This is a genomic window from Microvirga lupini (assembly GCF_014191055.1).
Taxonomy (GTDB): domain Bacteria; phylum Pseudomonadota; class Alphaproteobacteria; order Rhizobiales; family Beijerinckiaceae; genus Microvirga; species Microvirga lupini_A.
In genome coordinates this window covers 1,255,203-1,276,683 of record NZ_JACHWB010000001.1, presented here as the reverse complement: position 1 = coordinate 1,276,683, position 21,481 = coordinate 1,255,203, and the positions used below count along the sequence as shown (strand labels likewise).

The window sequence follows — 21,481 nt, the reverse complement described above, 5'->3', positions numbered from 1 at the left end:
TTTAACTTCAGCCAACTTACCGTCCCCGTAACCAGGCGAGGGGCACCGTCACCAGTTCGGGGATCAGGATGAGCAGGACGAGCACGAAAAGTTGCGCGATCAGGAACGGATTGACGCCCTTGATCACGGCCCCCATCGGCACGCGGGCAACACCGCTGACGACGTTGAGCACGATCCCCACCGGGGGCGTGATCAGACCGATCGCATTGTTGATGATGAACAGGACGCCGAAATAGACCGGATCGATGCCGGCCTGTTTGACGATCGGCATGAGAACCGGTGTCAGGATCAGGACGGTAGGAGAGAAGTCCAGTGCCGTTCCGACAATGACCACAAGGAACATCAGGGCGAACATGAGCAGGGTCTTGTTGCCCATCAGAGGCTCGATGAGTCCGCTGATCTCACCCGGAATATTGGCCTGAGTGATCAGCCACGCGGAGACCAGTGCGGCCGCCACGAGGAACATAACCACGGCGGTCGTCTTAGCGGCCGTGAGAAACACTCCGTACAGCATCGAGGGCTTCAGCTCGCGATAAACGAACATGCCGATCACAAAGGCATAGACGGCGGCCAGGACGGCAGCCTCTGTCGGCGTGACGATGCCCCACTTGATGCCACCCAGGATCATCACCGGCATCAGGAGAGCAAAGAATCCATCCACGAAGGCCTTGCCACGCTCGCGCATGGTGGTGCGTGGCGACGTCTGCATCTTGTCCCGCCTGCTGACGATCGCCCAAGCGACCACAAGGGAAATACCCATCATCACGCCCGGCACGACGCCTGCGAGAAACAGTTGCGAAATCGAAACGTTGGCTGCGACGCCAAAAATGATGAAGCCGATGGAGGGCGGGATCACCGGAGCGATGATGCCGCCCGCTGCGATGAGCCCCGCAGCCCTCGGAATGTTGTACCCTGCATTGCGCATCATCGGGATGAGAATGGCCGCCAGGGCCGCCGTATCCGCCGCAGCGGACCCGGACAGGGCGGCCAGGATGAGAGCCGCCACGATGGCAACATAACCAAGGCCACCGTGAATATGCCCCAGGCACGCCAGGGCAAAGTTGACGATGCGCTTCGACAGCCCTCCCACATTCATCAGTTCTCCGGCCAGGAGAAAGAACGGCACGGCCAGGAGCTGGAAGTTGTCCGCTCCGATGATCATGTTCTGCGCCACGATCTGGCTGTCGAAGTTGCCGAGCCAGAGCATTAGCGCCAGTGCGCAGACGATGAGCGCGAAGGCGATCGGCATCCCAAGAGCCATAGCGCCCAGAAGCGACGTGAGGAATACGAGGATCGTCACTCGAGGTGCCCTCTCAAAGTATGGGCTTCATCATCACTGTAGTCTCCCGCGAAGGCCCGCAGCTCGTGGTCGCTCAACCGCCCGGTGAGAACCCGCAGGATGCGGAGCGCGGCCATAAGGCCCAGCCCTATGCTCGCGAAGAAGCCGACACCATAGACCCAGAGCATCGAGATTTCCGTGATGGGAGCATAATTGGTGGCGTTGATCTCCGCCTGCTGCCAAGTCCCCCAGAAGAAAACAGCACAGCAGCCGATCACGAAAAGGTCCGACAGAACCATGCAAAGCTTACGCCCACGCTCACCCAAACGGGACACCAGGGTCTCCACACCCAGATGAGCATTCTGCCGTCCCACCACGACCGCACCGATGAATGTCAGCCAGACGAAGAAGTACCGGGAGAGCTCCTCAGATACGTCGATCCCGGTATCGAAGAGATAGCGCAGGACCACGTTGCCGAACACCATGACGACCATGGCGGCGAGCAGGAGGACCAAGAGCCCCTCCAGACCCTTGAAAAATAAGGATATAGCCCTGTTCACCGCTGCTCCCTGCTTCCTGTCCCTGCCCGCCTTATTCTGTTCGCCTCAAGCGACTGTTCAAGGTCACTCATGGTCAAAGTTTCACTGATCTAAGGCCCAGTCTCGAAGGGTGTCAATTCGGTGCCGAACAGGCTTGGAGCCTCAGATGTTTAAACAAAAGCCGCCTTGAAGGAAGTGTTCTATTGTTGCGAATTATACTTATGAATACCACAGCGCGAACTCATTCCGGTGGATATCGCACCTTGAGCTCCAAGTGCTCAGTCATTCACTGTAAGTGTTGTTCCCGGCCGCCTTTCGTGAGCAGATAGGCCATAGCCATGGCGAGAGTCTGATGAAAATCACCGGTGTCGAGACAATCCGTCTGCAGGAATTCGCGAACATCATCTGGGTTCGCCTGCACACGGACGAAGGCCTTATCGGTCTGGGCGAAACCTTCATGGGCGCGGCCGCCGTGGAGGCCTATATCCATGAGACCGTCGCACCCAAGCTGATCGGGCGCGATCCTCTCCAGATCGAGGCCATCAACCGTGATGTTCAAAACTATCTTGGCTGGAGGTCGGCCGGGGTGGAAACACGGGGCAACTCGGCGGTCGATATTGCCCTGTGGGACCTGTTCGGCAAGGTTCATGGCAAGCCCATCTGCGATATGCTTGGAGGGCGCTCCCGGGATCGGATCCGGGTCTACAACACCTGTGCCGGGTACAGGTACATCCGCGACAGCCGTGCGCAAAAGGTGGCGAACTGGGGCGTCGGCAGTGCCGAGGGGGCCTATGAGGATCTGGAGGCGTTCCTGCACAACGCTGACGATCTGGCCCATTCCCTGCTGGAGCAGGGCATCACCGGCATGAAAATCTGGCCGTTCGATGTCGCAGCCGAGCGCAGCCACGGCTATGATATCTCTCCTGCCGAACTGAAGACGGCCCTTGAGCCGTTCGCCAAGATCCGTAAGGCCGTCGGCGACAAGATGGACATCATGGTCGAGTTCCACTCCCTGTGGAGCCTGCCGATGGCCAAGAAGCTTGCCGCGGCTCTCGCCGAGTTTGACACCTATTGGCATGAGGACCCGTTCCGCCTCGACAATGTCGGCGATCTCAAGGAATACGCCCGCCATTCCAAGGCATGGGTTTGCGCATCCGAAACCCTGTCCTACACGCATGCGTTCCGGGAATATCTCGAAACCGGTGCGGCGGGCGTCGTCATGCTCGATCTGTCCTGGTGCGGTGGGCTTACCGAGGCCCGCAAGATTGCCGCCCTCGCCGAAGCCTGGCATGTGCCGGTTGCGCCCCATGACTGCACAGGACCGGTGGTTTACGCGGCTTCCTGCCACTTCTCCCTGCATGCAAGGAACGCCCTGATCCAGGAAAGCGTCCGAGCATTCTACACCGGGTGGTACACCGAGCTGGTGACGGAGCTTCCCACCGTTTCCAACGGAGAGGTGACGGTCAACATGAAGCCAGGTCTAGGGCTGGAATTGCTGCCGGACCTCTGCAGCCGGCCGGATGCAATCGTCAGACTATCCGAGAGCTCATAGTCAGGACTTGAGCGAACATTCTCTCAAAATGGAATGCAATGAACGACGTGATTGATGCGCTCAAAGCCGCCCTCGGATCGCAGGTTAGAACCGGATCCGATATCCCCTTGCGCAATCATGCGGATGCCAGCGGTCTTGCTCCTACACCTCCGAAGGCTTTGGCCCTGCCGCAAACCACCGAGGATGTCGCCACGGCTCTGCGGATCTGCCATGAGCATGGCCACCCTGTCGTCACGCAAGGGGGCCTGACGGGATTGGCCGGTGGGGCGCACCCTCAAGCGGGAGAAATCGCCCTTTCCCTTGAGCGTATGACCGGCATCGAAGAAATCGATGCCGCCAGCGCAATGCTTACGGCACTCGCCGGCACGCCGCTCGCGACCGTGCAGCAAGCCGCCGACGAGGCGGGCTATCTCTGCGGGATCGATCTCGGCGCGAGGGGGACCTGCACGATCGGAGGCAATGCCGCCACCAATGCCGGCGGCAACCAGGTGCTGCGCTACGGCATGGCCCGCCGCAACATCCTTGGCCTGGAAGTCGTTCTTGCGGACGGAACCGTTGTCCGCTCGCTGAACAAGATGCTGAAGAACAACGCGGGTTATGACTGGACGCAGTTGTTCATCGGGAGCGAGGGCACTCTCGGCGTGATCACACGGGTGGTGATTGGATTGCACCCGAAACCCCAGGGTCTTCAGACCGCCCTCTGCGCCGTCGGCAGCTTCGAAGATGGACTACTGGTGCTGCGCCAATTCCAGCAGGCGCATCCCGGGCGCCTGCTCGTGTTCGAGGCCATGTGGCGCGAGTTCATGAGCGTCGCCACTCGGATCTGCGGCCTCCCGAACGCCTTCGAGGCCGAGCATGACATCACGCTTCTCATCGAGGCGGATATGGGAGAAGACCCGGCGGGAACGGAGGCGTTCTCGCTTGTTCTGAGCGATCTGTATGAGCGGGGACTGATCAAGGACGCCTTGGTCGCACAATCGCGCACCGACCGGAACCGGTTCTGGGCCTACAGGGAAACGCCTTATGAGTACGGCCGCTTCCTGCCCGAGGAAATCCGCTTCGATGTAAGCGTTCCGCTCGACCGGATGACGGAAGCGGTCGCACACCTGCGCGAGGAAATGCCCAAAAAATGGCCAGAGGCCATCTGGGTCGCTTTCGGGCATGTGGCCGACAGCAACATCCATATCAATGTTGCCATTCAAGACATGACTGACGAGACCAAGAAAGACGTTCAGGGGCTTGTGTATGACCTGGTCTCGCGTCTCGGCGGCTCGGTATCGGCCGAACATGGCATCGGACGCATCAAACGGCCCTATCTCTCTCTGAGCCGGTCCGAACCTGAACTCGCCCTGATGGCCAAGATGAAGCAAACCCTCGACCCGGCCGGCATTCTCAATCCCGGCCGTGTGCTTTGAGCAAAGCCGCTGGCTTCAAGGCACCTGAGGATGAGAGCAGATTGAGTGCTCCATCTCCACCGCTCGGAATAGCTTCCCAATGTGGGCCTTCATCGCTATCAGGCGAAACCCGCCATTAAGATTTCTCCCTTAAACGAGCGGCCATAGGTGGTTGCATTCTCATGGCAGGATGGTTAGCAACGGCCCTGTGATTTGCCAGACAAGCTACTTGGGAGGATCCTGATGGCCCACGGAGCGTACTGCGTTGCGTTCAAGCATAATCGTTGGACGGTCTCGCAGTTTGGGAGAGATCTGGGTTCGTTTTATTTTCGCGCCAAAGCCTTGAAATTCGCCGTCGAGTCGGCCTGCTGGTCGGCCGTGTCGAACTGCCCTACCGTCTTCGTTCTTGATCGCACCGGCGACTTCTACACCGCGTGGCAGGGCGACAGAGACACACTCACTGCGACCTTGTGAGCACCCGATCGAGGGCTCTTCGCGTAGTGTGATCTCTTTCCTCAGAAACGCGCAGTTCGAGATCACTCTTAACGTTTTATCTTCCTGGCAAACCAGTTCGGTCAAGACACACCTGAGAATTCATGCGACAGCCGCTGCTGGGCGTGACGAGACATTCTCTAACTCGACAATCTCCGGCTGCTTCATCAGAGCCTGGATTTTCTCCGCCAAGTCCGTTGCGCGATAGGGCTTGTAGAGGAGGTTGAGATCGTCGAGCGTCTCTCCGCCATCGAAATAGCCTGTTGTCAAAAGCACTTGGATACCAGGATGCTCGTCCTGGATGAGACGGGCGAGATCAACGCCGCTCAGCTCACCGGGCATCCGGACGTCGGAGAGGACGAGGGATATGTCCTCTGCTTTCTTCAAGACCTGAGCCGCAGCATCGCCGCTCTCGGCCTCCTGTACCGTGAAGCCAAGCGAGCGAAGCGTTGATGTCGCGACCTGCCTGACAGCAGGGTTGTCCTCGACCACCAATACCGTACGCCCTTCTCCAAAGGGAGCAGCAATATGCGCGTGGTTGTGAGACGTGTTCTCAGCAACTTCATGTGAGCGAGGCAGGAAGATGCGGATTGTCGTTCCGACATTCTGCGCACTTTCCACCTCGACCCGGCCGTGGCATTGCTGAACGAAGCCATACACCATGCTGAGGCCAAGGCCTGTGCCCTTGCCACTCTCTTTGGTGGTGAAGAACGGCTCGAAGACCTTCGCGAGCACTTCAGGCGGCATGCCGATGCCGGTGTCCTGAACGGCAATCTCCACATAATCCCCGCTGGGGAGAGGCTTTCCTTCTTCCACGACCTGGTTCGCAACGGTGATCGTCAGATCGCCGCCATCCGGCATGGCATCGCGTGCATTCACGGCAAGATTGAGCAGAGCCGCCTCGAACTGGGCCCGGTCAACCTGGATCGGCCAGATGCCCTCATCGGCGCGAACGCTGGCATTGATGTTTTCACCGAGTGTCGTGCGCATGAGTTCAAGGAGGCTCGGCATGAGACTCATCACATCGATTGTCGAGACCTGCAGCGCCTGACGGCGGGAGAAGGTCAGAAGCCTGTAGGTGAGATCAGCGCAATGCTGAGCGCTCTCCATGGCCATTCGCACCCGCCGCTCCGCCTTCTCATTGCCCTGAATGCTCTTCTTGAGAAGATCGAGATTGCCGATGACGACACTCAGCATGTTGTTGAAGTCATGAGCGATGCCGCCCGTGAGGCGGCCAACGGCTTCCAGCTTGCTGGCATGAAGCAGGTTTTGCTCCATGTGCTTGCGTTCGGTGATGTCGAACCACATGCCGAAGAATTCGCGCGGGCGACCCTCTTCATCCTGCATGAGAACGGTCTGATCGAGGAAGTATCGCTCGACGCCATCTGCGCACAGCCAGCGGTATTCGAGGCTGACGGCTCCCTCCTGCTCCAGGCGCTTGAGTTCGCTCAGAACCCTGCCTCGATCCTCGTCATTGATCCGGGAAGACCAGAAGTCTGAACGTTCGAGGAAGGCTCCCGGTCGGAAGCCGGTGATCCGCTCGATGCTCTCGTTGGTGAAGTGAAGCTGCCGGTGATCGTCCTGCACTGAGGCCGTGTAGAGCGCAATCGGCAGCGACTGCAGAACGATGGCCTGATGCTCCTCGCGTCGCCGCAGGGCCTGCTCGGCCTTCAGCTTCTCGCTGCGAACCCGCAGGTTGTCCATCAGGAGATGCCGCTCCTGCTCGGCCTGCCGGCGGATCTCCTCCGTCTTTCGGTACAGGTCGACGAAGATGTCGACCTTCGACTTGAGGATCAGGGGCTCGATGGGCTTGAAGACATAGTCGACCGCACCGGCAGAGTAGCCCTTGAAGACGTGCATGTCGTCTTTGTTGAAGGCCGTCAGGAACAGGATCGGCACCCGCGATGAGCGGGGCCTGTTCCGGATCAGGCTGGCAACCTCGTAGCCATCCATGCGGGGCATCTGCACATCGAGAAGGATGGCCGCGAAATCGCTCTGAAGAACATGACGCAAGGCAGATTCGCCCGAATCGGCGGTGACAATCTCCACACCGGGCGATCGCAAAACCTCTTCAACGGCGATCAGATTCCTGGGATCGTCATCGACCACCAAGATTTTGGCCGGAATAGGATCCGTCAGAGGGCGGGCCGAGACCAGATGAAACTCATCCGGTCCCAGGCCCGTGTCCGCCTGCCTAGCGTCTTCGATCATGAGCTCAACCCGACCCCTGCCGCGCCATTGGGAGCAGTCTTCCCTTCAGGGATATAGGTGCTCCGGCTCAGTTGAACGCGGAGGACGGCGAGAAGTTGATCTATGTCCACAGGTTTCGACACATAATCCGTCGCTCCTGCTTCGAGACATTTTTCACGATCACCCTTCATCGCCTTAGCCGTTACGGCGACAAGCGGCAGATCGTGATACCGGGAAATATTCCGGATTTCCCGCATGGTCTCGTAGCCATCCATCTCCGGCATCATGATGTCGACCAGAGCTACGTCGACATCCGGATTGGCCTGGAGCTTCTCGATGCCTTCCAGGCCGTTCTCTGCGAAGATGACGGATATCCCGTGCTGCTCGAGCGCGCTCGTCAGCGAGAAGATATTGCGCATGTCGTCATCGATGATGAGCACCTTGCGACCATCGAGTGATCCATCGGCGCGATGCTCCACGATGATGTGCTTCTCTTCCGGAATGGCGCTGATCGCCCGGTGGAGGAACAACGCCGTGTCGTTGAGAAGCCGCTCGGATGAGCCCTCGCCCTTGACGACGATCGTCGCGGCGATGCTCTGCAGCCGGCGCTCTTCCTCCCTGGTCAGATCCTGACCCGTATAGATGACGATCGGCAGTTCCTCACCGCCCTGCGTCTTGCGAATGCGCTCGATCAGTTCGGCACCAGGCAGATCCGGCAGCCCGAGATCCACGATGGCGCAATCGAAGGGCCGCACCTGGATGACCTCCAGGGCACCTTCGGCCGTTCCCACCGCGGTGACGTCGACCTGCTCGCTCTTCATGAGCTCGGACAAGCTCATGCGCTGGTTGTCATCGTCCTCGACGAGAAGAAGTTTCTTTACCGGCCGGTCGATGAACTCCTTCGTACGGTTGAGCGCCCCCATGAGAGCTTCCCGGTCGACAGGCTTCTCGAGGAAGCCGAAGGCGCCGGCCTTGAGGCCGCGCTTCTTCTGGTCGTCGACCGAGATCACATGAATGGGAACGTGCCTTGTTCTCGGATCGTGCTTCAGGAGATCGAGGAGCGCCCATCCATCCATGTCGGGCAAGCCGATATCGAGGGTGATCGCATGCGGCTTGTAGCGATGGGCCAGGGCAAGCGCCGAAGCGCCATCCATGGCGATCAGACCCTTGAACCCCTCCTCTCGGGCGAGTTCCAGCAGCACCGAGGCGAACATCGCATCGTCCTCGATGATCAGCACGATGCGGTCTCCCACCGTGATCGCATGGCGATCGTCGAGGGACGCCGAAAGCGCCATGGCGGCTGAGGGCTGGCGGATCATCGCCCCGGGCGCATCCTCGGGCGACGCATAGGATGCCGATCCATCGCCATTCGATCGCACTGCGGATGTCGTGCCGAGCGCTCCATGACTTGAAGGCGGCTCCACGGGAACGAAGAGCGTGAAGGTCGATCCGCTTCCAGGCGTGCTCGACACCACGATCTCGCCACCGAGGAGCCGTGCGATCTCTCGGCTGATCGACAGGCCGAGACCGGTTCCACCATACTTCCGGCTCGTGGTGCCGTCTGCCTGCTGGAAGGCCTCGAAGATGATCCGCTGCTTGTCCTCCGGGATGCCGATGCCGGTATCCGTCACGGACATGGCGATCCACTGGCTTCCGGCCCGCAACGGCGAGCCCTCGGCTGAGCCGATCTGAAGCGTCACGCCTCCGCGTTCCGTAAATTTGAAGGCATTCGACAGAAGGTTGCGCAGCACCTGCTGCAGGCGCTTCGAATCCGTTCGGATGGCCAATGGGAGCTTCGGGTCAACCTCGACTTGGAAGTGGAGCTTTCTCTCCTCCGCAACCTGGCGGAATGTCCTGTCCATGTTCTCGACAAGATCCTTGAAGGCGACGTTGGAGACCTCAAGGCTCACCGTTCCGGACTCGATCTTGGACAGGTCGAGGATGTCGTTGATGAGCGACAGGAGATCGGAACCGGCCGCATGGATCGTCTTGGCGAACTCCTTCTGCTTGTCGGTCAGATTGCCTTCGGAGTTTTCGGTCAGAAGCTTCGAAAGAATCAGGAGCGAGTTGAGAGGCGTTCTCAGTTCATGGCTCATATTGGCCAGGAACTGTGACTTGTAGCGCGAGGTCAGGGAAAGCTGCTCGGCTTTTTCCTCGAGCGCGGTCTTGGCAATCGAGACCTCCTGGTTCTTTGTCTCCACTTCCCGCTTCTGAATCTCGAGCAGTCGCGCCTTGTCCTCGAGTTCTTCATTCGTCTTCTGCAGAACGTCCTGCTGCTGCCGCAGAAGCTCCTCGGACTGGCGCAGCGTGGCTGCCTGCTGCTCCAGGCGGTCGTTGGTGTTGCGCAACTCCTCCTGCTGGCTCTGAAGCTCGGAAGTCAGAAGCTGAGACTGCTTCAGGAGACCTTCCGTGCGCATATTGGCCGCGATCGTGTTGAGAACGATACCGATCGATTCCGTCAGCTGGTCGAGGAAGGACTGGTGGGTCTCAGAAAAGCGGTTGAACGAAGCAAGCTCGATCACCGCCTTCACCTCCTGCTCGAACAGAACCGGCAGAACGATGATGTTGAGCGGCGCCGCCTCGCCAAGGGCCGAACCGATCTTGATGTAGTCGTTCGGCGCATTGGTGAGAAGAATGCGCTTCTTTTCGTAAGCCACCTGACCGACGAGACCTTCCCGCAGGCGGAAGCGGTTTCCAAGATGCTTCCGCTCGGTGAAGGCATAGGAGGCGACGAGTTCCAGGGTCGGCTCGTCGCCACGGTTCTCGACCGTGTAGAAGACGCCCTGCTGCGCGTTCACCAGCGGGGCGATCTCCGACAGGATCATGTTCGACACCGTGGCGAGATCGCGCTCGCCCTGCAGCATGCGGGTGAACTTGGCGAGGTTTGTCTTCAGCCAATCCTGCTCCGCATTCTTGAGCGTCGTATCGCGCAAGTTGCGGATCATCTCGTTGATGTTGTCTTTGAGCGCGGCAAGCTCGCCGAGGGCCTCGGCGGTGATCGACCGGGTCAGGTCACCGCGCGTCACGGCCGTTGCCACTTCCGCGATGGCTCGCACCTGATTGGTCAGGTTGGCGGCAAGCTGGTTCACATTGTCGGTGAGATCGCGCCACAGACCCGACACGCCTTCCACGCGGGCCTGACCGCCGAGTTTGCCCTCGGTGCCCACTTCCTTGGCCACGCGGGTCACCTCGGAGGCGAAGGAGTTGAGCTGATCCACCATGGTGTTGATGGTGTTCTTCAGCTCCAGCATCTCGCCTTTCACGTCGACGGTGATCTTCTTCGACAGATTGCCGTTCGCGACCGCGGTCGTCACGTCTGCGATGTTACGCACTTGGCCCGTCAGATTGGCCGCCATCATGTTCACGTTGTCGGTCAGGTCCTTCCACGTGCCGCCGACACCGCGAACCTGCGCCTGACCGCCGAGTTTGCCTTCCGTGCCCACCTCGCGCGCCACGCGGGTCACCTCGGAGGCGAAGGAGTTCAGCTGGTCCACCATGGTGTTGATGGTGTTCTTCAGCTCCAGCATCTCGCCCTTGACATCGACGGTGATCTTCTTCGACAGGTCGCCGTTTGCCACCGCGGTGGTCACATCGGCGATGTTACGCACCTGGCCGGTGAGGTTCGCCGCCATCATGTTCACGTTGTCGGTGAGGTCCTTCCAGGTGCCGGCAACGCCTTTCACCTGTGCCTGACCGCCTAGCTTGCCCTCAGAGCCCACCTCGCGGGCCACGCGGGTCACTTCGGACGCAAAGGAGTTCAGCTGATCCACCATGGTGTTGATGGTCGATTTCAGCTCCAGCATCTCGCCTTCGACCACGACGGTGATCTTTTTGGACAGGTCACCCGTCGCAACCGCGGTCACGACCTCGGCGATGCCGCGCACCTGACCGGTAAGGTTGGCCGCCATGAGGTTCACGTTGTCGGTGAGGCCTTTCCAGACGCCGCCGACACCCTTCACCTGGGCCTGCCCTCCGAGCTTGCCCTCGGAGCCCACTTCCTTTGCCACGCGGGTCACCTCAGAGGCAAACGAGTTCAGCTGATCCACCATGGTGTTGATGGTGTTCTTCAGCTCCAACAGCTCACCACGCACATCGACGGTAATCTTCTTCGACAGGTCGCCGTTCGCCACCGCGGTGGTGACATCCGCGATGTTACGCACCTGACCGGTCAGGTTGGCCGCCATCATGTTCACGTTGTCGGTGAGGCCTTTCCAGACACCACCGACACCTTCCACGCGGGCTTGGCCGCCGAGCTTACCCTCGGTACCGACCTCCTTCGCAACACGCGTCACCTCGGAGGCGAAGGAGTTCAGCTGGTCCACCATGGTGTTGATGGTGTTCTTCAGTTCGAGAAGCTCGCCACGTACGTCGACAGTGATCTTCTTCGACAGGTCGCCGTTCGCCACCGCGGTGGTGACATCCGCGATGTTACGCACCTGACCCGTCAGATTGGCCGCCATCATGTTCACGTTGTCGGTCAGGTCCTTCCAGGTACCACCGACACCGCGAACCTGCGCCTGCCCGCCCAGCTTACCTTCCGTGCCCACTTCGCGCGCCACGCGGGTCACCTCGGAGGCGAAGGAGTTCAGCTGGTCCACCATGGTGTTGATGGTGTTCTTCAGCTCCAGCATCTCGCCCTTGACGTCGACGGTGATCTTCTTCGACAGGTCGCCGTTCGCCACCGCAGTCGTCACATCGGCGATGTTACGCACTTGGCCGGTGAGGTTCGCGGCCATCATGTTCACGTTGTCGGTGAGGTCGCGCCACAGCCCGGCAGCGCCCGGCACCAGGGCCTGTCCGCCGAGCTTGCCTTCGATACCCACCTCGCGCGCCACGTTCGTCACCTGATCGGCGAAGGTGGCCAGCGTATCGATCATGCCATTGATGGTGTCAGCGAGAGCAGCAATCTCGCCTTTGGCGTCCACGGTCAGCTTCCGGGTGAGGTTGCCCACGGCGACGGCGGTCACGACCTCGGCGATGCCGCGCACCTGACCCGTCAGATTGGCCGCCATCATGTTCACGTTGTCGGTGAGGTCCTTCCAGGTGCCTCCGACACCCTTCACCTGCGCTTGGCCGCCGAGTTTGCCTTCCGTGCCCACCTCCTTGGCGACGCGGGTCACTTCGGACGCGAAGGAGTTGAGCTGGTCCACCATGGTGTTGATGGTGTTCTTCAGCTCGAGCATCTCGCCTTTCACGTCGACGGTGATCTTCTTCGACAGGTTGCCGTTTGCCACTGCCGTGGTCACTTCCGCGATGTTGCGCACCTGACCGGTCAGGTTCGCAGCCATCATGTTCACGTTGTCGGTGAGGTCTTTCCAGGTACCGGCCACGCCCTTCACCTGCGCTTGGCCGCCGAGCTTGCCTTCCGTGCCCACTTCCTTGGCGACGCGCGTCACTTCGGAGGCAAACGAACTCAGCTGACCCACCATGGTGTTGACCACTTTGCCGATGCGCAGGAATTCGCCGCGCAGGGGGCGCCCTTCGATCTCGAGCTGCATGCTCTGGCTGAGGTCGCCCTTGGCCACCGCGCCGATCACGCGGGCCACCTCGGTCGTCGGCTGGACGAGATCGCCGATCATGGAGTTGACCGAGTCGATGCACTCGCTCCAGCAGCCGGTTGCGGCCGCCAGACGTCCGCGCTCGCCGATCCGGCCTTCCTTGCCGACCACCTTGGCTACCCGGTCGAGTTCCTGGGCAAGCCCCTTGTTCAGGTCGGCGATGTCATTGAAAGCTTCGGCAATCTCGCCATCGATCCCAGTCAAATCCGAGGGCAGGCGCGCGGAGAAGTCGCCTCTCCGGAATGCGCGCAGGGTTTTGAGCAGCAGCTTGGGATCAAGCTGCGAAATGGCGGTTTCGACTTGTGACATAAGGCCCCCTGTTACGCTGTTCCAGGCTTACTCGCGCCTGGACCCCCATGTGCCGACATCCCAAAAGCTACTTTGTTCGTCTTCGGATGGAATTCGACCCCAGGTAACGTTTTTCAAGGGACGAAAGTTCCCTTGGAGCAGAAAAATCGCAGCCTACATTTATCGGAACTAAGTTTCATTCATGAATGGGGCTGTACAGATTCCAATCCGCGCTTGAGGCCCATTGCCCTGGGTTATGGGTTGCGCTCTCATGGTGGCTGCCGTTCCGGAATATCGGCACCACCAACACCATAATCCTCAGGGAGCCGCCATGTCATTCTCTTCATGCTCGACCCGCCGGCGCATGCTAGGCCTTCTGCTCGGAGCCGGCGCCTGTCTGACCTGGGCAGGAGCCACGCTTGCCCAGACGGCAACCTATCCGGCGCGGCCGGTCCGCGTGATCGTGCCCTTCACGCCAGGCGGGACCACGGACATCTTCGCCCGACTCGTGGGCGAGAAGCTGTCCCAGTCCTTGGGCCAGCAATTCGTCATCGAGAATCGCGGCGGCGCCGGCGGCAATATCGGAGCGGATGCGGTCGCGAAAGCGGAGCCGGACGGCTATACGCTGGTCATGGGCACGGTCGGCACCCATGCCATCAATCCGAGCCTCTATGCCAAGATGCCCTATGACGCGCTCACGGATTTCGCACCTGTCGCCTATGTGGCCGGTGTGCCCAACCTGATGGTGGTGAGCCCCAAGAAGGTGAAGGCCACCACCGTGCAGGAGTTCATCGCCGAAGCGAAGGCGACGCCCGGCAAGTTCACCATGGCCTCGTCCGGCAACGGCACCTCGATTCATCTGTCCGGCGAACTCTTCAAGCAGATGACGGGCGTCGAGATGCCTCACGTGCCCTATCGCGGCAGCGGACCGGCGGTGAACGACCTGATCGGCGGGCAGGTCGACGTGATGTTCGACAATCTCCCCTCCTCGATCGAGCACGTGCGCGGCGGAAACCTGCGGGCCCTGGCGGTCACGTCGTCCAAGCGCTCTCCGGCAATTCCCGACAAGCCGACGCTCGCTGAAGCGGGCCTTCCGCAATTCGAGGCCACTAGCTGGTTCGCGCTATTTGCTCCCAAGGGCACAGCTCCAGAAATCACGGGCCGGCTGAACCAGGAAGTCCGCAAGGCGCTGGAGACGCCGGAGCTGCAGAAGCGCTTTGCCGATCTCGGCGGCGAGATTCGGCCCATGAGTCCGGATGAGCTCATGACCTATGTCAGGGCCGAACACGAGAAATGGGCGAAGGTCGTCAAGGCATCCGGCGCCAAGGTCGACTGATGAATGAAGTGTGGGAGCCGCGATCTGGCAGCTCCCACCGGATCATTTCCAGCTCGACAGCTTCAATATTCCAACTCGAACCCGAGACCGACGGAGGTGCCGCCTTCGGCATTCACCTCGCCCTGAGCCTTGAGACGCCGCGTCAGGTCGATATCGACCGTGACACCGCTCTCCTCGGGTCGGGCGCCAGCCCGCACACCCACGCGAACGTTGTCGCTGATGTAGCGCGAGACACCGACCCCCGGCCCACCGCCAGCACCGACCGTGATATCGAGGCTGTCGACTCCCAGCGAGCGGCGCAGACGCTCGAAGGCATCGTTGCCGGAGCCGCCGGAGAGCTGCGCCACGGCCTGCGCAAGCTGCAGGGCCTGCCCGGCCGAGAGGCCGCCGGAGGGCTTCTGGAACAGGACGCGCGAGAGCACCTCGTCCTGCGGCAGGTCGGGGCTGGAGCTAAACGCGAATTCGGGGCTCGAGGCCGGCCCGGTGACCGCAATGCGTGCCGTGACGTCCCCGGCCTGGGTCTCGGCCAGGAAATCGAGTGACGGCGTGAGATCGCCGGTGAAATCCAGGCGGCCGCGCACGAAGTCAATCCTCTGCCCCAGAAGATCGAAGCGTCCGCGGCGCAGTTCGAAAGCCCCGATGGCGATGGGATCCTGCGTCGTGCCCTGCAGTCTCAGGTCGCCACCGAGTTCGGCATTGATGCCCCGCCCCCGCACGAAGATGCGGTTCTGCGCGGTCAACGTCAAATCGAGATCGGCCCTGAAGGGCGTGCCCCTGGCCGAGGCGGATTGCCGCCTCTGCGCCAGGGCAAGACGCGCCGCAGCCGTCGGCGTGGGGCGCACATGCTTCGTTCCAGGCAATGGACGCAGGGTCGTCGGCAGACGATCCGGCACTGAGACATTCATCGTGATGATGTCGATGCGCCCTGCCGCACGTGGCCGGCTGGTCAGAGGCCCCGAAAGGGTCAGGTCCAAATCGGCGCTCGCCTCCACGGTTTCGTTGGAAACGAGCTGAGCCCGGCTGCCGCTGATCCTGATCTCCCCAGGGAAACCTGCCGCCGGATCAATGGTCACCTGCCCTCGGGCCGCCAGAGAGCCGCCGTTCGGCGTCTGCGCCGTCAGGCTCTCGATGACGAGCACCTGCCCGCGCGCGGAAAGCCGCCCGGCAATGCCGTTGAGCTGGATGCCCTGCAGCGCATCGGAGAAGCTGCCATTCGCGATGACAACACTCCCTTGAACACGAGGATCGGCCGTCGTTCCGGCAATAGTGAGATCCAGATTGGCCGCACCGGTGAGACGCTGGCCGGAGGTCGAGAGAAACGTGTTCGCGATGGCGAGGTCGGTGCGCCCCGAAACCCTGAGCGCAAGCTCATCGGTTGCCTCGATCGGAACGCTGCCGGACACCTGGAAGGTGCCGGCGCGCCCGGCGGTGACGCGCGCGTCCACACCGATGCGCTGATCGGCCAACCGGCCCTGCGCCTCGATGCCGAGCGGCGGCAATCCTGCCTGCCGGGTCTGTGCGGTCGCGAGGCCAGACAGAGTAAGGCGATAGGTGCCGCTTGGATTGCTCGTGGTTCCAGTAATCGCGGCACTGCCGTTGGCTATACCGGCGAGACCAAGGTTTGGTACGACGATCTCGGCCGTCTGGAGCGGCAGATTGCCGATGTCGACGTTGAGATCGAGCCTGTCACCAATGGTGCCGGATAAGGCGACACGTCCCTGGTCGGCCGCGATCACGACATTGGAAAGAGCAACAGAGCCATTCTGCAGCGTGATGGTGGCCGGCTGAGCCAAGGCCAGGCGCCTGCCGCCACGGCGGGCCGCAAAGGAGGCCAGCTCGATTCGGATTGCATCACCCGGCACGACGCGACCCTGCGCATCGAGATCGAATCCCTGCCCCGTCGCTGAGGCGGTGAAGCGCGAGGCTTCGGGCGTGCCTTCTGCTATGAGACGCACATCCCGGTAGGTCTGGCCGCCGGCTGTCACCGAGGCTGCGGAGACGGAGCCATCGATCATGGGGCGCCGGTAAAGATCCTGAATCGCGAGCCGCGTGTCGAAGTCGCGCACGGCGACATCGGTTACGGCGAAGCGCGCTCCTCGTGCGGTGACCCGCACGTCCTGTCGCCCACCCTGCGCGCTGAGCGACACGACGGCATCGAGCGCCCCATCAAGTTTTGTGAGCATCAGTGGTGAAAGATCGTCGAAGTCGCTGCCAGAAAGGGAGATCTCGCCCTGGGCCAGCTGATCGCGATCCAGGCGGAGATTTCCATTGAGCGCCACCGATCCGATGTCGAGATCGAGCCGGTCGAGCAGCCATCCACCCTCGGGTGGCTTCGCCAGATGCAGGGAACCTGTGGCCGGCTTGTCATCGACTTGGCCCTCCAGTGTGAGAGCTGCGTCGAGTGCACCGGTTACGTCGCGGGCATTGAGATCGAGGGCAAGACGCGGGATGGAGCGGCCGAGCGCGCGGACATTGGTGAGCGTCGCGGTGCCGGTCAGATCCGGCCGTTCGAGCGAGCCCGTCAGGCGCGCCGCAACGCTGGCCCGGCCTGCGGTGATACGCTCGTCCACACGCCTCAACTCATCGACGGTGATGTCGAGACCCAGGTTCGCAGCCGATTGCGTGGCCTGCCCGTCCACGCGCGCATCGAGATGCGCTCCATCGATGCGGAAGTCGTTGAAGGCGAACCCATTCGGGATGCGGCGGAGCGTGCCTATAGCCGTGACTGTGCGTCCCAGAAGACCGTCGATAGCCGGTATTCCGGTCGAAAGCTCGCGGAGCCTCGCATCGACGGCTGCCGCCATGTCGTAGCGCCGCGGGTTGCCGGTCAGCCGAGCGTTAAGATCCGCCGAGCCTCGCAACGTGCGCCCGGCCATGCCTGAGAACGGGGCCAGCGCCGGAATACTTGCATCCAGCGTACCGTCGAGGACCGTCGATCCGACCCGGCCGGTGAAGCTCGCCCGCGCGGTCGATGTCTCGATGCGCGCGGTCTCCACGCTGGCAACACCCTCCAGATCGAAGGAGCCACGAGAGGTCACCGCCAGGGTTGGCCCGATTGCGCGCGCCAGCGCCTGATCGGCAGGGCGGATCCCGCTAGCATTGGCGTCGATCGCGAAGGAGAACCGGTCCGGAGGGGAGATGCCCTCCACGGGGTTCATGGTCAGACGGGCGTTGAGCGCATCGAGGGAGCCTTCTGGCAGACGCACCTCGGCGGCATCCAGGGTGCCGTTGACGCGCGGTGCTGTCAGCGGACCCTGCACAGTCCCGTCGAAGTTGAGCCGGGCGATCTCCGCCGCACCGGCGCGTGTTCTGCTGCCATCCGTCGGGAGGGCACGGGCATTGAGACGGATGTCGAGAACCTGACTGGAGCTGATTGTGCCGCTCATGTCGAAGCGGGCGACATTCGACGTGATCTGAACCGGCTGGAAGCGTATGCCTCCGTCATCGGCGACGCTCACATTGCCGACGAGCTGCGTGGTGCCGCTGAACACGGGTGCGACCGGCGCCGGCAGCAGCCCTTCGATCCGGGCGGCCAAGTCCACATTCAGGTCGTAGGCGGCATTCGTGCGCCGCACCGTGGTCGTGCCCGCAGCTCCGATCGTGGGACCGGCGGCAAAATCGAGCCGCGCCGCGAAGTTGCTCAGAGGCCCCTGCCCCGCGAGCTTCAGGTCGACGGGCGGCAGGCCGGGAAGCTCCAGAAGCCGGGCCGCGATCCCGCCCGCAGGCTCCTGGTGCGTCAAATCGAGCGAGAGACGGTTGGTCTGCGGCACGTAGTTGAGATCGATCGACAGCTGCCCTGGCGCATCGAGACGCTGAGCCGCGAAGGTCAGATCGAGACCTTCCGAGGGATTTCCGATCTGCGCGGAGCCTGCCGCCGAAAGCCGCGCCTCGGTGCCCAGCACCGGCTCGCCGAGCACCAGTTCCTGCAAAGCAAAGCGGTCGACGATAACCCGTACTGGCAGTTCAGGGAGAATCGGCTCGTCGGAGACCGGCGCATCCTCCTCGGCCGGTAACGGCCGGCGTTGGATCTGGAGACGGCCAACGGTGAGTTCGTCGACCTGCAGGCGCCCGCGCAGGAGCGCCGTCCGGCTCCAGACGAGATTGGCGCGATCGAGATTGAGCCACACGCCATTCCGATCCGCGATGCGCACGTCGCGGATGACGGCATTGGAGGAGAGTGCGCCCTCAATGCTGCCGATGCTGACCCGGGTGGTCGGCGTGGAGAGAAGGCGCGAAATCAGGCTGGCCAGCACGCCCTGGTCACTCTGCGCCTGGCTTGGCCGCGAGACAAGAAACCAGGAGGCGACCAGCGCCGCGGCGAGAAAGACTGTCAGGAGGGCAAGGGAGCGGATTGGCTTTTTCATCAGAAGGCCTGCCCGATTCCGACATAGATGGCATAGGTCGGATCGCCTTGTTCCCGATTGACCGGGATCGCAACGTCCAGGCGAATGGGGCCAATCCCCGTATAGTAGCGAAGGCCCAGCCCGGCGCCGATGCGGATGCGCTCATCGAAATCCGGATAGCTCGACTCGAAGGCGGTGCCGGCATCGACAAAGGGCACGATGCCGATCGTGTCGGTGATCTTGATGCGGGCCTCGAGCGAGGCCTCCAGCAGGCTCCGGCCGCCGATTGGCTCGCCGTCGAAGCTTGGGCTCAGAGACTTATATGTATAGCCGCGCACAGAGCCGCCGCCACCCGCAAAGAACCGGCGATTGGCGGGGATCTCGTCGAGATCCGCCCCCACGATGGAGCCGAGGCCGATGCGCCCGGCCAGCACGTAGCGGGACTCCTCGTCCAGCGAATAATAGGCCGACGCAGTCCCCCGGGCGACCGTGATCGGAACGGAGGAGCCGAGAAACTCCGGATAAGGAGTTACCGAGGCGATCAGCCTGATGCCTTCTGTGGGATTAAGCGCGTTATCGGTGGAATCGTAACTCAATGAAAGAGGCAGCCCGACCAGGGTGTAGTCGATCTGCCCGAGAATGTCCGAGGTCTGCCCCCGTTCGTATTCGATGCCGCCCTGGATCGAGAATGTCTCGCTGAAGCGGTGACGGATGGCTGCCGTCGCGTTGACGAGGCGGCTGGTATAGCCCTCCGTGCGGTCGCGTTCCACGAGAGCATCGACAAGCAGGTCGTTGCGGGTTCCCCAGAGAGCCGGCTTCAGGAAGCTCGCGCGGAAACGGCCGCCGAGATTGTCCCATGTGAAACCATCGTCCCGGTCCGGCTGGCCGCCATCCTCGGTCAGGTAGAAAAGATTGCCTTCGAGCCTCAGCCTCTCGGCGCCGCCGAACAAGTTGCGATGGGCCCAATAGGCCCTGAGCGCCGGCCCGTCCGTCGTTGAATACTGGGCCGATGCCCCGATGATACGCGGTGGACGCTCGGTGAGTTCCACGAAGAGCGGAAGGTTGCCATAGGCATCGAGGGTTTCCGCTTCCCGGATGCGAACGGACGAGAGCGCTTCGATCTGGGAGATCGACTTGCGCATGGAGGCCAGTTCCGCAGGCGAGTAGGGATTACCCGGCTCGGTGTAGATGAAGGAACGCACCACGGCAGGGTCGACGCCCTCGGCTCCCTGGATCGTGATAGGGCCTATGCCCGCGCGTGGCCCCGGATTGACCGCAAGGCTCACATCCATCGCTTGTGCGGGGTGGAACACCACGGGGTCACGCCGCTCCACCTTGGCGAAGGGGCGGGACTCCGAACGAAAATAATCGACGATCTGCGCTTCGGCGGCCAGGATATCGGCCGAGCGCGCCGGATCGCCCGGCTTGATCTGCACGACACGCGGCGGAAGCTCACCAGGCGGGAATGGGCGTCCTGAGCGTGCGTCCAGAACGGCCACATCCCGGAGGGCGAATTGAGGTCCGGGATCCGCAATGATCTGGACAGGGACGAGAGCTCGCGCCCGGTACCCTGCGACTGCGCGCGCTGCAGCCTCAGTACGCGAGGACTGCAGCATCAGAGGCACGCCCGCGACGTTGATCGCCACGCGGGCGTTATAATACCCCGCCCCCCAGAGCGCATCGATCAGGCGCGGCAGATCGGCCTGTGCCCGGGCGACCAGGGCTGCGGCATCGGGTGGAGGATCCGACTGGAGGCTCTGCAGCGTCGAGGCATCCTTCAGGGTCTGCTCAAGTCCCTTCTTGGCGTCGCCGATGGTGTAATCCAGAGAATAGGGCAGAGCATCAGCGCTCGGAGCCGGCGGCTCATCGCTGCCGCGAAACCATCCGAAGAGATCGAACGCGACGGCATGCTTGGATGGCAGTCCACTGAACAGAACGCCTACCAGGAAGAGAAACGCTATCCTTCGAATGGTGCTCAGCCACAGCACTTGAGGCACTCTCTCCCTGATACGGAACTGGTTCTTGATCTCGCAGCACGCCCAGTGTTCTCAGAGACTATGTTGCGATCTGTTGAGGTTCGTCAGGCGCGTACCTAATCATAGTTTCCTTAGCGGCAAAACCCCGGCCAGACGAATTCAGGTTAATTGTGGATGAGAGACGTCGGCAAAGGCGCGCTGTGAGGAAAAGATCCACATCATGTGCCTCGGTCAGATCCACAGAATAAAGATCTACTGCAGCATACATCCCTAGATCTGACGAAATGTTGCCGCTATTTAGCCACTTTATGTGAATGCCTTTATTTTGAGATATGCGATCCCGCTTACGCGCTGTTGTTTCATGTGAAACAAAGGCACTCTCCGTCGCTGCTTCATACCCCCGATGGCCAAGCCTGATTGACCGCCAAATCCAACAGGTGTAATTTTTCACGGCTGCTGCAGGCAATTATGAAGCTGCTGCATGTATTGAGCAGCCGCCTCACAGCCGAAGATGATTGTTGAATGCGTTTTGGT

Annotated in this window: 10 protein-coding genes; 4 read left to right on the top strand and 6 right to left on the bottom strand. The window is 61.6% G+C overall.

The features are described from left to right. Window positions 1–16 precede the first annotated feature (16 nt). On the bottom strand, window positions 17–1,300 hold the full coding sequence (locus FHR70_RS06295) for a TRAP transporter large permease subunit (protein WP_183448139.1): 1,284 nt from the start codon (window positions 1,298–1,300) through the stop codon (window positions 17–19). Then, window positions 1,297–1,839 (bottom strand): TRAP transporter small permease subunit, encoded by a 543-nt coding sequence (locus FHR70_RS06290; protein WP_183448137.1) that lies wholly within the window; start codon window positions 1,837–1,839, stop codon window positions 1,297–1,299. Before FHR70_RS06290 ends, FHR70_RS06295 begins: the two co-directional genes overlap by 4 nt. A 331-nt stretch (window positions 1,840–2,170) precedes the next feature. Here FHR70_RS06290 and FHR70_RS06285 point away from each other — a divergent pair, with 331 nt between their 5' ends. The 3 genes from FHR70_RS06285 to FHR70_RS06275 all read left to right on the top strand — a co-directional run bounded on the left by FHR70_RS06285 (window position 2,171) and on the right by FHR70_RS06275 (window position 5,238). Continuing rightward, window positions 2,171–3,370 (top strand): mandelate racemase/muconate lactonizing enzyme family protein, encoded by a 1,200-nt coding sequence (locus tag FHR70_RS06285; RefSeq protein ID WP_183448135.1) that lies wholly within the window; start codon window positions 2,171–2,173, stop codon window positions 3,368–3,370. Window positions 3,371–3,408: 38 nt separating this feature from the next. Next, the gene (locus FHR70_RS06280; RefSeq protein WP_183448133.1) at window positions 3,409–4,785 is read left to right on the top strand and encodes an FAD-binding oxidoreductase; all 1,377 of its coding nucleotides are present in this window, start codon (window positions 3,409–3,411) and stop codon (window positions 4,783–4,785) included. 222 nt (window positions 4,786–5,007) lie between these two features. After that, window positions 5,008–5,238, top strand: coding sequence for a hypothetical protein (locus FHR70_RS06275; RefSeq protein ID WP_183448131.1), 231 nt, complete (start codon window positions 5,008–5,010; stop codon window positions 5,236–5,238). A 120-nt stretch (window positions 5,239–5,358) separates the two neighbouring features. Here the strand turns inward: FHR70_RS06275 and FHR70_RS06270 are convergent, their stop codons facing one another. Together FHR70_RS06270 and FHR70_RS06265 are read right to left on the bottom strand one after the other, a co-directional pair. After that, a complete protein-coding gene (locus FHR70_RS06270; RefSeq protein ID WP_183448129.1) occupies window positions 5,359–7,467 on the bottom strand; it encodes a response regulator in 2,109 nt (702 codons plus the stop codon). Next, window positions 7,464–13,313: a HAMP domain-containing protein gene (locus FHR70_RS06265; protein ID WP_183448127.1), complete on the bottom strand. Its 5,850-nt coding sequence runs from the start codon at window positions 13,311–13,313 to the stop codon at window positions 7,464–7,466. Before FHR70_RS06265 ends, FHR70_RS06270 begins: the two co-directional genes overlap by 4 nt. Before the next feature lie 310 nt (window positions 13,314–13,623). Between FHR70_RS06265 and FHR70_RS06260 the strand changes: the two genes are divergently transcribed. Then, a complete protein-coding gene (locus FHR70_RS06260; protein WP_183448125.1) occupies window positions 13,624–14,628 on the top strand; it encodes a Bug family tripartite tricarboxylate transporter substrate binding protein in 1,005 nt (334 codons plus the stop codon). 62 nt (window positions 14,629–14,690) lie between these two features. Here the strand turns inward: FHR70_RS06260 and FHR70_RS06255 are convergent, their stop codons facing one another. Together FHR70_RS06255 and FHR70_RS06250 are read right to left on the bottom strand one after the other, a co-directional pair. Beyond that, on the bottom strand, window positions 14,691–18,992 hold the full coding sequence (locus FHR70_RS06255; protein WP_183448123.1) for a translocation/assembly module TamB domain-containing protein: 4,302 nt from the start codon (window positions 18,990–18,992) through the stop codon (window positions 14,691–14,693). Next, entirely contained in the window at window positions 18,992–20,968 is a 1,977-nt protein-coding gene (locus FHR70_RS06250; protein WP_343058735.1) for an autotransporter assembly complex protein TamA, read from the bottom strand. The genes FHR70_RS06255 and FHR70_RS06250 overlap by 1 nt, the downstream gene beginning before the upstream one ends. Between the last annotated feature and the right edge of the window lie 513 nt (window positions 20,969–21,481).

Bases quoted from the DNA above. Each gene is read 5' to 3' on its own strand.
- FHR70_RS06285 (WP_183448135.1), top strand. From the start codon at position 2,171: ATGAAAATCACCGGTGTCGAGACAATCCGTCTGCAGGAATTCGCGAAC.
- FHR70_RS06280 (WP_183448133.1), top strand. From the start codon at position 3,409: ATGAACGACGTGATTGATGCGCTCAAAGCCGCCCTCGGATCGCAGGTT.
- FHR70_RS06275 (WP_183448131.1), top strand. From the start codon at position 5,008: ATGGCCCACGGAGCGTACTGCGTTGCGTTCAAGCATAATCGTTGGACG.
- FHR70_RS06270 (WP_183448129.1), bottom strand. From the start codon at position 7,467: ATGATCGAAGACGCTAGGCAGGCGGACACGGGCCTGGGACCGGATGAG.
- FHR70_RS06265 (WP_183448127.1), bottom strand. From the start codon at position 13,313: ATGTCACAAGTCGAAACCGCCATTTCGCAGCTTGATCCCAAGCTGCTG.
- FHR70_RS06260 (WP_183448125.1), top strand. From the start codon at position 13,624: ATGTCATTCTCTTCATGCTCGACCCGCCGGCGCATGCTAGGCCTTCTG.
- FHR70_RS06255 (WP_183448123.1), bottom strand. From the start codon at position 18,992: ATGAAAAAGCCAATCCGCTCCCTTGCCCTCCTGACAGTCTTTCTCGCC.